General features: G+C 68.5%; 17 protein-coding genes. 15 read left to right on the top strand and 2 right to left on the bottom strand.

The window, feature by feature from the left end:
• The first annotated feature begins 16 nt into the window (after positions 1-16).
• Entirely contained in the window at positions 17-568 is a 552-nt protein-coding gene (locus RMO01_RS03295; protein ID WP_309627621.1) for a hypothetical protein, read from the top strand.
• A 4-nt stretch (positions 569-572) separates the two neighbouring features.
• Here RMO01_RS03295 and RMO01_RS03290 read toward each other — a convergent pair whose 3' ends face one another.
• Positions 573-1,529 (bottom strand): WYL domain-containing protein, encoded by a 957-nt coding sequence (locus RMO01_RS03290; RefSeq protein WP_309627620.1) that lies wholly within the window; start codon positions 1,527-1,529, stop codon positions 573-575.
• A 101-nt stretch (positions 1,530-1,630) separates the two neighbouring features.
• Here RMO01_RS03290 and RMO01_RS03285 point away from each other — a divergent pair, with 101 nt between their 5' ends.
• From RMO01_RS03285 to RMO01_RS03240, 10 genes are all read left to right on the top strand, one after another.
• The gene (locus RMO01_RS03285; protein WP_309627619.1) at positions 1,631-2,110 is read left to right on the top strand and encodes a DUF1579 domain-containing protein; all 480 of its coding nucleotides are present in this window, start codon (positions 1,631-1,633) and stop codon (positions 2,108-2,110) included.
• Positions 2,111-2,267: 157 nt separating this feature from the next.
• Positions 2,268-2,603 (top strand): hypothetical protein, encoded by a 336-nt coding sequence (locus tag RMO01_RS03280; protein WP_309627618.1) that lies wholly within the window; start codon positions 2,268-2,270, stop codon positions 2,601-2,603.
• 69 nt (positions 2,604-2,672) lie between these two features.
• Complete coding sequence (locus RMO01_RS03275) at positions 2,673-3,293, top strand: hypothetical protein (protein ID WP_309627617.1); 621 nt, start codon at positions 2,673-2,675, stop codon at positions 3,291-3,293.
• 39 nt (positions 3,294-3,332) lie between these two features.
• Positions 3,333-5,171, top strand: a complete 1,839-nt coding sequence (locus tag RMO01_RS03270) for a M14 family metallopeptidase (RefSeq protein ID WP_409013037.1) — start codon at positions 3,333-3,335, stop codon at positions 5,169-5,171.
• Positions 5,172-5,173: 2 nt separating this feature from the next.
• Positions 5,174-5,596 carry an MAPEG family protein gene (locus RMO01_RS03265; RefSeq protein ID WP_309627616.1) on the top strand — a complete coding sequence of 141 codons (423 nt, stop codon included), beginning with the start codon at positions 5,174-5,176 and terminating at the stop codon, positions 5,594-5,596.
• Between the two features lie 39 nt (positions 5,597-5,635).
• On the top strand, positions 5,636-6,982 hold the full coding sequence (locus RMO01_RS03260; protein WP_309627615.1) for a TldD/PmbA family protein: 1,347 nt from the start codon (positions 5,636-5,638) through the stop codon (positions 6,980-6,982).
• Complete coding sequence (locus tag RMO01_RS03255; RefSeq protein WP_309627614.1) at positions 6,979-7,773, top strand: 3'(2'),5'-bisphosphate nucleotidase CysQ; 795 nt, start codon at positions 6,979-6,981, stop codon at positions 7,771-7,773. Before RMO01_RS03260 ends, RMO01_RS03255 begins: the two co-directional genes overlap by 4 nt.
• A 23-nt stretch (positions 7,774-7,796) precedes the next feature.
• Positions 7,797-8,042: a DUF4170 domain-containing protein gene (locus RMO01_RS03250; RefSeq protein WP_309627613.1), complete on the top strand. Its 246-nt coding sequence runs from the start codon at positions 7,797-7,799 to the stop codon at positions 8,040-8,042.
• Positions 8,043-8,117: 75 nt separating this feature from the next.
• Positions 8,118-8,366 (top strand): hypothetical protein, encoded by a 249-nt coding sequence (locus tag RMO01_RS03245; RefSeq protein WP_309627612.1) that lies wholly within the window; start codon positions 8,118-8,120, stop codon positions 8,364-8,366.
• Positions 8,363-8,575, top strand: coding sequence for a hypothetical protein (locus RMO01_RS03240; protein ID WP_309627611.1), 213 nt, complete (start codon positions 8,363-8,365; stop codon positions 8,573-8,575). The genes RMO01_RS03245 and RMO01_RS03240 overlap by 4 nt, the downstream gene beginning before the upstream one ends.
• 3 nt (positions 8,576-8,578) lie before the next feature.
• Here the strand turns inward: RMO01_RS03240 and RMO01_RS03235 are convergent, their stop codons facing one another.
• Complete coding sequence (locus RMO01_RS03235; RefSeq protein WP_309627666.1) at positions 8,579-9,244, bottom strand: fused DSP-PTPase phosphatase/NAD kinase-like protein; 666 nt, start codon at positions 9,242-9,244, stop codon at positions 8,579-8,581.
• A gap of 85 nt (positions 9,245-9,329) precedes the next feature.
• On the opposite strand from RMO01_RS03235, the gene RMO01_RS03230 reads away from it, so the two are divergent.
• The 4 genes from RMO01_RS03230 to RMO01_RS03215 all read left to right on the top strand — a co-directional run.
• Positions 9,330-9,893, top strand: a complete 564-nt coding sequence (locus tag RMO01_RS03230; protein ID WP_309627610.1) for a hypothetical protein — start codon at positions 9,330-9,332, stop codon at positions 9,891-9,893.
• 54 nt (positions 9,894-9,947) lie between these two features.
• Positions 9,948-11,777 (top strand): ABC transporter ATP-binding protein, encoded by a 1,830-nt coding sequence (locus tag RMO01_RS03225; protein WP_309627609.1) that lies wholly within the window; start codon positions 9,948-9,950, stop codon positions 11,775-11,777.
• Position 11,778: 1 nt separating this feature from the next.
• The gene (locus tag RMO01_RS03220) at positions 11,779-12,465 is read left to right on the top strand and encodes a lysophospholipid acyltransferase family protein (RefSeq protein WP_309627608.1); all 687 of its coding nucleotides are present in this window, start codon (positions 11,779-11,781) and stop codon (positions 12,463-12,465) included.
• A partial coding sequence (locus RMO01_RS03215) for a glycosyltransferase N-terminal domain-containing protein (protein WP_309627607.1) occupies positions 12,462-13,008 on the top strand: 547 nt, incomplete at its 3' end. The genes RMO01_RS03220 and RMO01_RS03215, both read left to right, overlap by 4 nt.

The following is a 13,008-nucleotide window of genomic DNA, read 5'->3' as shown; positions in this document are numbered from 1 at the left end:
GATCGCCGGGGGGCGGATGAACGCGTTCGAGTTTTTCTTCACCTTCTACGGCCTGATCATGGGTCTGGCCGTAGCCAACGCCGCCGGCGGGTTCGGGGCCATGTGGCGCGACCGGCACGATCTGCGGATCGGATGGTGCGTGCCCCTGCTCAGCGCGCTGATCCTGTTCAGCGCCGTCGGAGTCTGGCTGGCCGCCTGGAGCGGGGCAGAAACGCAGGTCATCAACCAGGTCGAGCTGTTCGCCGCCCTCGGCGTCGCCCTGCCCTACGTCTTCATCAGCGTGGCCATGTTCCCGCGGGATGCGAGCGGGGGCCGGCTTGATGCGCACTACATCTCCCATTGCCGCTCGCTGATCGGCGCGGTGATGGTCAGTCGGCTGACGGCGTTGCTGATGAATCTCTCCTACGGCGACCGGCCCGACCTGTTTGACCTCACGACGAGCCTGGGTCCCCAGTGGGCGGTCCTCATCGTGCTGTTCTTCTGGCGGAACCTGCGAGCCCACCAGATCGGTCTTGCCCTGCTGGCGGCGCACACCCTTTGGCGCGTCGCCCTCTGGAGCCCCTCGTGAGCCGTCAATCCGGATAGAGCGCCGCCAACTGTTGGATAGTGCCGCGCATCGCCGACCTCAGCTCAGACGGAGCCAGCACCTCGGCCTCGGCTCCCAGTCGCAGGAAGTCGACGGCGGCGTGGGCGATGGATTCGATCGGGATGGTCACCTCGACCCATGCGTCTGCGGCTGGCGTCTCGGTCGCCGCCACGATCGCCGCATAGGCCGCGCCCAGCCGTCGCAGCCGCCGCAGCCCCTCGGCCGTCAGCCTCAGCTGCGCCTCGCCGGTGAACAGTTCGGCCTCGAACCGCGCCGAGGTCGCCGCCCACCAGCTTGCGAGATCGAAACCCTCCGGCCGGTCGAAACCTTCATCGCCGACGTCCAGCGTCAGGATGTTCGACACGCGATAGGTCCGGGGCGCTGCTTTCGCCTCGCCCGCCGGCAGCGCGGCCAGATACCAGACGCCGCCCTTCAGGATCAGGCCCAGCGGCTCCAGCGTCCGCTCGACCGGTCCGCTCCAGCGCTCGTAGCGCACGGCGATTCGGCGCCGACCCCAGACAGCCTGGGCCAGTTCCGGCAGGCGTTCGCCGCCTGTCTCGCCCTGGTACCAGCCTGACGGATCGAGGTGGAACCGGGCGGCCATCCGTTCGGCCGCCGCCTGACGCTCGGGCGGCAAGGCAGCCAGCAGCTTCAGCTGCATCGTCATCAGGGCCTCGGAGAGACCCATGGCCGCCGCAGGGCCCGCCAGTCCGCCCATGAACAGCGTCTCGGCCTCCGCATCAGTCAGGCCCGTCAACCGGGTGCGATAGCCGTCCAGCAACTGGAACCCGCCCTCGCGCCCCCGGTCGGCATAGACGGGCGCGCCGGCGGCGCTGAGCTGGTCTATGTCGCGATAGATGGTCCGCACCGAGACCTCGAATTCGGCGGCCAGGGCGCTCGCCGTGGTTCGCCCCCGGGTCTGGAGGATCAGCAGGATGGACAACAACCGGCTCTGGCGCATTTTTTGAGCCTAGCGAATAAATCCTGACATCCAGTGACAGGTTACCCCGCCTATCCCTGTGCCATCGCCGCAGGAGCCTTTCAATGACCGTCGCCTATCCGCCCGAGGTTCACGACTTCGATTTCATCCACGGTCACTGGACCATCGCCAACCGGCGGCTGAAGACACGGGGCGTCAGCGCCGCGGACTGGGACGTCTTCGCCTCCACCGCATTCTGCGAGCCGCGCCTCGATGGTCTCGCCAATGTCGAACAGATCGCCTGCCCCGAGCGCGGCTGGACCGGCATGTCGTTGCGCAGCTTCGATCTGGAGCGCGGCGTCTGGTCGATCTGGTGGATCAGCAGCCTCAATGGCCAGCTTCAACCGCCGGTAAGCGGGCGATTCCGGGACGGCGGCTGCGTGCTGGAAGGTCCCGACTTGGACGGCGACCGCCCGATCCTGGCCCGCTACATCTGGTCCGACATCGAGCCCCGGACCGCGCGCTGGACCCAAGCCTTTTCCTACGACGAGGGCGCGACCTGGGAAGCCAACTGGATCATGGACTTCACGAGGGCGGCCCAATGAGCCACGCCGCCTATCGAACTTCGCCAGCACACCCGCCCCGGCCGCAGGGACGACCTGATTGCTGCGCCGCACACAAAATGTGTCTGGATTGCGATTTTCGCATGACAGGGCCGTAATCTTGCGGATAGCGTCCGGACTTCTCTTCTGGAGCAGCGTCATGAAGTTCGCCGTCGTCGCCCTCGCCATCGTCCTCGCCGCGCCAGTGGCCGCTTCCTTTCCCGCGACGGCCGAGGCTCAGGTTCTGGCCGGCCGTGGGGGCGACACCCGCCGCCTGCGCGAGGCCCCCCGCGCGGCCCTGACCCCCCGCGAGGAAGACCGTCTGTTCGCGGCCGAGGAAGCCGTCTTCGAACTGCAGGCCCAGATCGAAACGCTTGAGGAAGTGGCCGCGCCGACCCCGGAACAGATCGCCAGCCTGGAAGATCTGCGCGAGCGGCTCGAGGACGAACAGGGCACCGTCGACCGGCTGACGCGCAAGCGCAACCGTCGCGGCTGATCGTCGAACCGGGGTGACCGCCCCCGGCGCCTTCGCCAGCCTCTGCTCGAGCAAAGGTCGAGGGACCCGGTGAGCGCGTTCGAGTTCTTCTTCAGCTTCTATGGCCTCTTGCTCGGTCTCTCGGTCGCCGAGCTGGTCGGCGGCTTCTCGCGCGTGCTCCACGAGCGCCAGAGGGTGCGGTTCGGCTGGCTCACGCCGCTCCTGGCCCTGTTCGTGGCCATGGACGTGGCGACCTTCTGGAGCCAGGCCTGGACCATCTTCCGAGGCGCGCCGTTCAACCTCGCCCTGCTGTTCGTCGGCCTTGTGGTCGCCGCCACCTTCTATGTCGCCGCCAGCGTCACCTTCCCGCGCGTGACAGCGGAAGGCGTGGAACAGAAGATCGACCTCGACGACCATTTCTGGGCCCACCGGCGGCTGATCTTCACCTGCATTCTCGCCGCCAACCTGATCGTCGTATCGATCTTCATCGGCCTGATGCTGGCGGACGCAGGATTCGCCAGCCTGTCGTCACCACGACTATGGATCGGGTTCGCAGTGTTCAGCCTGGGTACGGCGGTCGCAGCCTTCGCGCCGTGGCGGCGGGTCGCTGTCGGCGCCCTGATCGTGCTGATCGCCTACAGCATCTTCAATGTCGCGCGGTCGGCGGCCGTGCTGTTCGCGGCGGGCGGATGGTCGCTACCGACCGGATGACGGCTTGCCAGCGGCGGGCCCAGAGCGGATGAACGGCCTATGCGCACCGCCCTCATCCTGACCGTCCTCACGGTCCTCGCGTCGAGTCCCGCCATGTCCCAAAATTCTGAAGTACGGGCCGTCCCCAACACCGCCCCCTGGGATCAGCCTTTCCTGCCGCCGGCGCTGGAGTGGAACGGCGCCAGCCGCGCCCTGCTCGCCGACGCGTCCAACCCCTGGATCACCGATTTCGAGCGCGATCCGGCGCATGACTTCAGCCCAGATTACGCCGCCACCCGGGCGTGGTTCGACCGGCTGGACGCGGCGTCAGACCTGATCCGCATCGAACCGTTCGGCGTCTCTCCCGAAGGTCGTCCGATCTACGCCGTGATCGCGTCGAAGGACGGCGCGGCGCTGGATCCGACGAAGCCCGTCCTCCTGGCCCAGGCCGGCATCCACCCCGGCGAGATCGACGGCAAGGACGCCGGCATGATGCTGCTGCGGGACGTGGCGTTCGGCGACAAGGGAGACCTGCTGGACCACGCCAATCTGGTCCTGATCCCCATTCTGTCGGTCGACGGCCACGAACGCGCCTCAGCCTACAGCCGTCCGAACCAGCGCGGCCCCCGCATCCAGGGCTGGCGCAACACCGGCACCAACCAGAATCTGAACCGCGACTTCCTGAAGCTGGACCAGCCGGAGATGCGCGCCCTGCGCACCTTCATCAACGGCCTGAAACCGGACCTCTACCTCGACATCCACGTCACCGACGGGATGGACTACCAGTACGACGTAACCTTCGGCTTCAATGGCGAGTTCGACGCCTTCAGCCGCTCGCCGTCCAGCGCGCGCTGGCTCGATACAGTCTTCAAGCCTGCGATGAACCAGGCGCTGGAAGCCGAGGGCCACATTCCCGGCCCGCTCGTGTTCGGCATCGACGACCAGAATCCGCGCGCCGGGCTGAACGACGGCGGCCTCGGCGAACGCTTCTCCAACGGCTGGGGCGACGCCGCCCACGTGCCGACCATCCTGATCGAGAACCACAGCCTGAAGCCTTACGAGCAGCGGGTGTTGGGGACCTACGTCTTCCTTGAGGCGTCGCTGCGGATCCTGGCCGAAAATGCAGCCCCTCTCCGCGCCGCCATCGCCGCCGACCGCGCCCTGCGCCCTGCCGAGGTGCTCGCCAACTTCGGGTCCGATCCGGTTCCGCACCAGACCCGCGCCTTCAAGGGCGTGCTTTACGAAGCGTATGACAGCCCCGCTTCGGGTCGTCGAGAGATCCGCTGGCTGGGTCGCCCCGATCCCGAACTGTGGCAGCTTCCCTATTACGGTTCGCGCGCTGGCCTCCGTCTGCGGCGCCCGACGGCCTACTGGGTCCCCGGCTATCGCACCGACCTGATCGAGCGCCTGCGTATCCACGGCCTGACGATGGAGACGCTCGACCAGCCCCGCACTGTTTCGGTCGAGATGCTCCGTCTCGGCAACCCGACCCTCGCGTCCCGGCCCAATGAGGGTCATGTCCAGGCGAGCGTCACCGAGGTCACGCCCGAGCGTCGCGACTGGACTTACGCTCTGGGCTCGGTGCGCGTGCCGACGGACCAACCGCTCGGCGACATCGCCGTCCTCCTGCTGGAGCCGCAATCGTCGGAGAGTTTCTTCGCCTGGGGCCTGTTCTCCGAGGTCCTCAGCCGGGTCGAGTATATCGAGGGCTACGCCATCGCGCCCCTGGCCGAGGCCATGATGGCCGCGGACCCCACCCTAAAGGCCGAGTTCGAGGCGAAACTGGCCGCAGAGCCGGCTTTCGCAGCCGACGGCGACGCGCGACTGGCATGGTTCTACGAGCGAACCCCGTTCTATGATGACCGCTACCGACTCTATCCGGTCGGACGGGAGGACTAGAAATGAACATGCTCACCGAGATGACTTCCGCACAGGCGACGGCTCTCTGGAGCGGCCTGATGATCCTGTGGCTCGTGTATCTGGGCATACAGGTCGCCCTGGCCCGGCGCAGCAACAAGGTCCTGCTCGGCGACGGCTCCAATCCGACGGTCCTGCTGGCCAGCCGCGTCTTCGGCAACGCCGCCGAATATACGCCCATCGCGATCGGCGCCCTGGCCGTCCTGAGCCTGCTGGGGATGCCGGCCTATGTCCTGCACGTCCTCGGCGGCCTGCTGTTTCTCGGCCGCCTGATTCACGGCTTCGGTCTTAGCAACAAGAAGGTCACCGCCGGACGGGTCTTCGGCATGGTCCTGACCTGGACGCCCCTGGCCGCGGCCGCGGCCATGTTGATCGTCCACGCCTTCGTCGGCACCCCGCACGGTTAGGGGCGTTGCGGGGGAGGTCCGGGTCCGCCATATCGGGCCATGCCTGACAGCCTCCCCGCTTCCGACCTTCTGAACGATATTGTCGCCGCCGCCCTCCGGGCCGGAGCCGACGCCGCAGAGACCGCCACCGCCGAACGCGCCTCCCTGTCCGTCGGCGTCCGCAACGGCGCCCTGGAAGACGTCGAGCGCGAGGAGAGCCGTGACCTCGGCCTGCGGGTCTTCATAGGACGGCGTCAGGCCACCGTGTCCGCCTCGGACCTCTCGGCCGCCACTCGGGAGCGGTTGATCGAACGCGCCGTCGCCATGGCCCGGCTGGCCCCCGAAGATCCCTACGCCGCGCTGGTCCCCGCCGGCGAGCTGGCGCGCGGCCCCTTCCCCGACCTGCAGCTGTCCGACACGGCCGAGCGCAGCGCCGCAGAGCTGGAAGAGGTCGCCCGCGAGGCGGAAGGCCACGCCCTCGCCGTGCCCGGCGTCGCCAGGTCCGAAGGCGGCCACGCCAGCACGGCCTCCAGCCGGTGGCGTCTGGTTACTTCCGAAGGGTTCGACGGCGCCTATACCTCCACTGGCTTCTCGCTCGGCGTCGGCGTCATCGCTGAAAAGGACGGCGCCATGGAGCGTGGCGGCGAGAGCCGTTCGACCCGCTGGCTCGCCGACCTGCCCGGCCCCGACAGCATCGGCGCCGAGGCCGGCCGTCGCGCCGTAGAGAAGCTCGGCCCCCGCAAGATCGCCTCGACCACGGCCCCGGTGATCTTCGAGCGCCGCGTCGCGGCCCAGGTCCTGTCGCCGCTGCTTGGGGCCATCGCCGGCCCGTCGATCGCGCGCGGCCAGTCCTTCTTGAAGAACAGGATGGGCCAGCAGGTCCTGCCCAAGGGCCTCTGCCTGATCGACGATCCGTTTCGTGTCCGGGGCATGGCCTCCACCCCGTTCGACGATGAAGGCTCGCCGGTCGAGCGCCGCAATCTGGTCGATGACGGCGTCCTGACCACCTGGTTGCTCAACTTGTCGGCCGCCGCCCAGCTGGGGCTGAAAACGACCGGCCACGCCTCGCGCGGGCTCGTCGGGCCCTCCAGCGTCTCGACCCATAACCTGCACCTGACACCCGGCGAGGCCGACCTGAACGGCCTGATGGCCCAGGCGGGGACCGGCCTGGTGATCACCTCCATGTTCGGCCCCTCGCTGAACGCCAACACCGGCGACTGGTCCGCCGGGGTCTCCGGCTACTGGTTCGAGAACGGCGAGCGGGCGTATCCGGTCAGCGAGATCACTGTCGCCGGGAACCTCGCCGACCTGTGGATGCGCCTCGTGCCTGGCTCGGACCTGGAATTCCGGGGCGGGTTCAACAGCCCGTCACTGCTGTTCGATGGCGTGGCCATCGCCGGCAAATGATCGACCTCGCCGCCGACCTCGCCCTGATCAGGGACGCGGCCCTGGCGGGCGGCGCGCTGGCCGAGGCCGAGCGGGATCGCGGCCTGAAGATCACCCACAAGGACGGCGGTTCGCCCGTCACCAATGCCGACATCGCTGTCGACAACATGCTGAAAGACCGGCTTCTGGCCGCGCGCCCGGACTACGGCTGGCTGTCCGAGGAGACGGTCGACACGACCGACCGCCTGTCGCGCCGTCGCCTGTTCGTCGTCGATCCCATCGACGGCACCGTCGCCTTCCTGAAGAACCAGCCGTGGTGGTGCGTGCCCATCGCCGTGGTCGAGGACGGCAGGCCCGTCGCCGCCGTCATCCACGTCCCGGCCACCGGAGAGACCTATGAGGCGACGCCGGGCGGCGGCGCCCGGCTGAATGGCCGTCGCATCACGGCCTCCGACGTCGATACGCTCGACGACGCCGCCGTCCTGGCCGACGCCCGGCTGATGGAGGGACCGCACTGGCCAGAGCCTTGGCCGTCGATGCGCTACGAGAAGCGCAACGCCCTCGCCTATCGCATGGCCCTCGTCGCTTCGGGGGCCTTCGATGCGGCCATAGCCCTGATGCCGAAGTGGGATTGGGACGTCTGCGCCGGGGCCCTGATCGCCGGCGAGGCCGGGGCGAAGGTTTCCGATCACCATGGCCATCCCTGGCTGTTCAACCGCCCGGACCCGCGTCAGGCCAGCCTCGTCTGCTCGGCCCCCGCGCTGCACCCGTTGATCCTGAGGCGTACAGCGCCTATCCCGCTGGCGACCTGATCCCCCATCTGCGGACCCGCTCCATGACCGACGCCCCGAACGCCTCCGATCCCCAGTTGCTTCACCTCGTGATCGGCGGTGAGCTGCGCCATCTCGACGCCCCGGTCTTCCGCGACCTGTCCAAGGTCGAGTTCGTCGGCGCCTTCCCCAACTATGCCGAGGCCAAGGCCGCCTGGAAGGCTCGCGCCCAGGCCACCGTCGACAACGCCCACATGCGCTTCTTCATCCTTCACGCCCACCGCATGATCGATCCGCGCGGCGAGGCCTGATCGTCGCACGCGGAACCCCGGCCGCGACGCAGGCGCTCTATCAGTCTAGTCTGTCGTCAACTGAGGAGCGCTCACATGATCCCGACCCTGATCGTTCTGGGCCTGCTGGCGCTGGGTGTCGGTATCGTCGCCTTCGCCACCCGTCGTACCGAGACCCGACAGGACGTTGTCGTCGACCAGGACACCGCCTGGAACGACCCGGTCACCCCGGCCAACACCGCCCCGGTCGAGGCCGATCCCTTCGCCAATGCCCCGGTGCTGACGCCAGCGGTGAGCATCGATCCGATCCCGACCGACGCCATTCCTGTGGAGCGCCCATCGTGAACCTGTTCGGCACAACCCTCGACGGCGCCCAGATCGCAGGTCTCGTCGGCCTGCTGGCCACGCTCGCCCTGTGGCTGATCGTTCTGGGTCGCGAGCGCGGCTATGCGAAATGGTTCCGGCAATGGGAGGCCGATCGCAAGGCGCGCCTCGAGGCCGAGACCGGCGTCACCCCGGAACAGAAACGCGACCCGACCGGTCCCTGGGGCTGAAGCCTACTCCCGCTTCAGCAGCTTCTCGGTCAGCAGGGTCCCCCACCAGTTGGCGCGAAACTCCTTGCGCATCGCTTGCGGATCGTAGGCGTCCGACTCGACCCACTGCATGAACCCAACTCCTGTCGGCTCAACCTCGTTGACATAGGTCTCGAGGAAGTGGTCGAGGACCCCCGTGAGCCCCTCGCGGCTGTGCAGGTATTTCTTCGACAACTCGCTCATCGCCTTCGAGATCGGCTCGCCGAGATGGAAGTGGCGGTAGAAGACCGCCATCAGCCCGGCCCGGTCCGCCCCCGACTTGCAGTGGATCAGCACAGGATATTCGATCGACTGGAACAGGTCCCGCGCGCGGCGCACCCGGTCCTTGCCCGGCGGATCGCGCGAATCGAGCGGGGCGTCGATCAACGTCAGGCCCAGTCGCTCGCACGCCGCCTTTTCCAGCCAGTAATAGCCCTCGTCCCGCTCGCCGCGCAGGTTGATGACGGTCTTGATGCCCCGCTTCGCCCAGCCGTCGAGCTGACGCGGCGACGGCTGGTTGGTCCGCACGAGATCCGGGCCCAGCCAGTGGGCGTTCGAGAACGCCAGACGCAGGAAGGCGTGGTCTTTCCAGAAGAAGTCCCGTTCCGCCGCCTTGCGACCGGCCTCCGTGCTCACATCAAATCGCGCCATCACGTCAGACATAGTGGGGTCGCCAGCCGCCGTCATCCCGTGCAGGATCGCAGCGACCGATGCTGTGTCATTGTGGAGTCTCCTGATGCGCCTGATCCCTCTCGCCCTGGTCCTCGCTCCCCTCGCCATGGCGGCCTGTTCCGCGGCCGAGGAGCCGGCCTCAGCCCCGGCCGAGGTCGCGGCTTCTGTCGCTCCTGCGGCGCCGGCGGTCCCGGCCGCCCAGACCAGCGATCCGGCCCTCGGAACCGCCATTGCGACAGTCCTCGGCGATGACGCCGAAAACACCCGCAGCGTCGTCCGCATCGTCGGCGAAGGCCCGGGCCGCATCGCCCTCGTCTATCTGGTGGGTATGAACTGGTGCGGGTCTGGCGGCTGCAACCTGCTGATCCTCCGGCCCGGCCCGGCCGGCTGGGAACAGGTCGGCAATGTCTCGCGCGTCAGCAATCCCGTGCGGCTTCTGACCACCTCGACCAACGGGCTTCCCGACATCGGCGTGACCGTCTCGGGCGGCGGCGGACCGCCCGCCTATGAGGCCAGGGTCTCGTTCGACGGCACGACCTATCCCCGCTTCCCGTCCGACGAGCCGCTGGTCGGGGCCGAGGGATCCGTGGTGATCACCGACGCCGACATCCCGCCCCCCTCCGAGTGAAGGTTGGCCGAGTGATCCCTTGACTTGCGGGGCGGAGCGTCCGACCTCGGGCGGATGACTTCGCCCGCCCCGCCAGCCTCGCAGGAGGACGCAGCCTCGCGCCCCTTGGTCGGCCGCATCTGGCGCGACTACCTGTCCCACAGGAAGGCGGCCCTTATCGTGTCGCTGGTGTGCGCGGCTGTCGCCGGCATCAGCAACGCCACCATACTGCAACTGCTCCAGGCGGCCGTCGACGGCATGTTCCTCGGCAAGCCCGTCAAGCTCACGGGCCTGTTCCTCGTTCCACCGGAGCAGGCTCTGGTCACCATTCCCGCCGTCATCGTCGGCGTCGGCCTGATCTGGACTATCGCGGCGCTGGGACAGGCTGCCCTGGTCAACCGGATCGGCCACGGCATCGTCGGCGACATCCAGGTGCGGCTGTTCGGCGCCATGATCCGCGCCGACCTCGCCCGCCTGCGCAGCCAGCATTCCGGCGCCTTTGTCTCCAGCGTCCTGTTCGACGCCAACCTCGTGCGCGAGGCCTTCACTAACGGCCTCGTCGGCTACACCCAGCATGGCCTGACCCTGATCGCGGTCATCCTCTACATGGCGTGGTCGGACTGGCGGCTGACCATGATCGTCCTGCTCGGCGCGCCGATCATCGCCTTCGTCATCCGCCGTTTCGGCAAACGGATGAGAAAGGCCACGACCGGGGCTATGGTCGAGACCGAAAACCTCTCCACCGCCCTGATGGAAAACCTCGACGGCGTCCGCCTGATCAAGATCGAGAACCGCGAGGCGGCCGAGCAGGCGCGCGTCGCCGAGGTCATTGGCCGCCGCCAGCGTCACGTCATCAAGTCCGCCGACTCCAGAGCCTTCGCCGGGCCCTTCTCCAATCTCGTCGCCATGCTGATCGTCGCGGCCGTCATGGCCTATGCCGGCTGGCAGGCGCGCAACGACCAGATGACCATCGGCGCCTTCACCGCCTATGTCGCCCTGCTGATGTCGGCGGGCCAGTCGCTGCGTCAGGTCACCAATCTGCAGACGACGATGGCCGAGGGCCTGACCGCCGCCCGCCGCCTGTTCGGCGCGCTCGATATCGCACCGGAGATCCGCGAGACGGCCGCGCCACAGGCCCTCCGGGCCGGCCCGGCCACGATCGTTTTCGATAACGTGTCGTTCGCCTATGGCGCAGCGGCCCCCACCATCTCGGACGTCTCCCTGACCGTTGCGCCCGGAGAGACTGTGGCCCTCGTCGGCCCGTCAGGCGGCGGCAAGTCGACCCTGCTCAGCCTCCTGCCGCGCTTCTATGACGTGACCTCGGGCAAGGTGACCATCAACGGCGTCGACCTGCGCGAGCTCAGCCTGTCGGACCTGCGCGCCCGCATCGCCCTGGTGACCCAGGAGCCGTTCCTGTTCGACGACACGATCGCCGCCAACATCGCCTACGCCCGCCCGGGCGCCACTCCGGAGCAGATCGCCGAGGCCGCCCGGTCGGCCGCCGCCCACGACTTCATCACCGCCCTGCCCGAAGGCTATCAGACCCGCGCCGGCGAGGGCGGCATGCGTCTGTCGGGCGGCCAGCGTCAGCGCATCGCCATCGCCCGAGCCTTCCTGAAGGACGCGCCCATCCTGCTGCTCGACGAGGCCACCTCGGCCCTCGATACCGAGAGCGAAGCCATGGTTCAGGCCGCGCTGGAGCGTTTGATGGCCGGGCGATCAACGTTGATGATCGCCCACAGGTTGTCCACCGTCCGGCATGCGACGCGCATCGTGGTGCTGGAGGCCGGATGCATCGTCGAGAGCGGCAGTCACGCGCAGCTGGTCCGCAAGGGCGGACTCTACAGCCGGCTGGCGAAGCAGCAGTCGCTGGACGGAACGCCCGCCGTCGCCACGGTCGCCTGACGTGCGGCCGCTCCGCAATCCGCTGGTTCAGACCGTCCTGTCGCATGTGCTCGCAGGCTGGATGCAGTTCTGCGTGGCCACCAGCCGCTGGACCTACGAAGGGCGCGAACACGTCGAACAGGTGTGGGACGATGGAGGCGGGGTCATCTGCACCTTCTGGCATTCTCGCATCGCCCTGTGCCCAGCGTGTTGGGATCTGAAACGAGGTCAGCCGACCAAGGCATTGGTTTCGCTCAGCACCGATGGTCAATTCATCGCCCGCGCCCTGGCCCTTATCGGCTTCCCCGCCGTGCGGGGTTCCTCGGCCAACAAGGACAAGGCCGACGCCGCCAAGGGCGGATCGCGGGCGCTCAGGGACGGTCTCAAACAGCTGAAGATCGGCGGTCTGGCCATCACCCCTGACGGCCCGCGTGGGCCGGCGCGCGTCATGGGCGAAGGCCTGCCGCTGATGGCCCGGATGTCCGACGCCCCGGTCCTGATCATCGGCATGAGCTGCAATCCGGCCATCCGCCTCAACAGCTGGGACAGGGCCATCCTGCCCCTGCCCTTCGGCCGCGGTGCGGTGGTGTATGACCTGGTTCGCTATCCCGAGGGCCCGGAACTGGCAGAGGTCGCTGACCTCTGGGCGGACAGGCTCACCGCCGTGGAAGCGCGCGCCGATGCGATCACCGGGCTGGAACGCCTGTGACCCTCCCCCTCCTCGCCTACCGTCTGATCACGCGCGCGATCGAGCCCCTGACTCCGCGTCTGCTGGACGCCCGCGTCAAACAGGGCAAGGAGGATCCAGTCCGCGTCGATGAACGCCTCGGCGTCGCAGGCGTCGCCCGCCCGGACAGCGATCTGATCTGGCTGCACGGCGTCAGCGTCGGCGAGACGACCTCGCTGCTGCCGCTGGTCTCGGCCCTGCGCTCGCGGCGGCCCGATCTCGGGGTCCTGGTCACGTCCGGCACGGTCACTTCGGCGGAGCTGCTCGCCGCCCGCCTGCCGGACGGCGTGATCCACCAGTTCGCGCCGGTGGACGCGCCGGGGGCCGTGCGTGGCTTCCTCGACCACTGGCGGCCGGACCTGGCGATCTTCGCCGAAAGCGAGATCTGGCCGAACCTGGTGCTGGGCGCCAACGAGCGCGGGGCGCGCATGGCCCTGGTCTCGGCGCGCATGACCGAGGAGAGCGCCCGTGGCTGGGCGCGCCTCCCTGCCTCCGCCCGCGCCCTCCTCGCGGCCTTCGACCTGG

The sequence above is a fragment of the Brevundimonas sp. genome, assembly GCF_031412435.1.
In the GTDB taxonomy this organism is placed as follows: Bacteria; Pseudomonadota; Alphaproteobacteria; order Caulobacterales; family Caulobacteraceae; genus Brevundimonas.
Note: the sequence above shows the minus strand (reverse complement) of the source record. Positions and strands in the feature narration are given on the sequence as shown.